Annotated in this window: 1 protein-coding gene; it reads left to right on the top strand. The window is 50.6% G+C overall.

The annotated features are described in order from the left end of the window. The first annotated feature begins 291 nt into the window (after window positions 1-291). Window positions 292-555: a methyl-accepting chemotaxis domain-containing protein gene (locus A6M21_RS00670; protein WP_066665983.1), complete on the top strand. Its 264-nt coding sequence runs from the start codon at window positions 292-294 to the stop codon at window positions 553-555. The last annotated feature ends 421 nt before the right edge of the window (window positions 556-976 follow it).

The following is a 976-nucleotide window of genomic DNA, read 5'->3' as shown; positions in this document are numbered from 1 at the left end:
GCCGGGCGGCATGAGGGAAGAAATAATTTATTTTTGCCTGCGGATGTACAGGAGGAACAAGAAGCGTTTCCTGGGGGGAGGTAAAGAACAGAACTTTAGCCCCGGCCACGACCTGTGAAAAGGTGTGACGGCAGGGGGTATCCCCTTGGATTTTAAATTTATTTTGTGGAGGCGAAAGAAACGGGGTTTTTAAAATCTCCCCAAAATAGGACTATATATAGCCCTGATCCAGGAAATCGCCGAACAGACCCACATGTTGGGAAACTTAACGCGGCCATCGAGGCGGCCCGGGTGAGCGACGCCGGGCGGGGTTTCAACGTGGTGGCCGGGGAGATACGCAAACTGTCCCAGGACACCCAGCGTTCGGTAAAAGATATTTTGCAGACCCTGCGGGAAATGCAGCAGTCCATTATGGAGCTGACCCAATCGATCGAACAAATGGCGGCGGCCACCCAGCAACAGGCGGCATCGGCCCAGGAAATCAGCGCTTCCGTTAACGCACTGGAGACTGTGGCGGCGGAACTGAAAAAGCAGGCCGATGATTTGATTGGTTAAAACCAAAAACCGTCCCTTGAGGCGGCTCCCTCGTGGCAATTACCACGCCTGACCGGACAATCGCGTCTCCCCTTGGGGGTGTCTGCCGTCCGTCGCGTATGGGCGTTCAACCTGCCACGGTTAAAGTGTTGCATAGACAGGACGATGAAAGCAAGATGGTTTGCCGGAAATTAACAAAGGTTTCATGGAATCGTAATAATGCAACGGTAGAATAATTTTAATAGCCCACTTAATCACACGTTAAATCGATTCTATCCGACTGGAAAACTTAAACCCGGCGTGTGGGCAAGAAACGCTGGAACGTAGGTTCCGTGCACCAGTGTCGGTTAAACTATTTCGATTCCCATCGGGAATGCTTCTTAATTTATTCAGGAGATGAAAGGCGGACAAGTTTATCTTAAACTCGAGTTTGAAACTTTTC

It is taken from the genome of Desulfotomaculum copahuensis (genome assembly GCF_001655685.1).
GTDB classification, from domain to species: Bacteria; Bacillota; Desulfotomaculia; order Desulfotomaculales; family Desulfovirgulaceae; genus Desulfotomaculum_G; species Desulfotomaculum_G copahuensis.
This window is presented reverse-complemented; position numbering and strand designations above follow the sequence as displayed.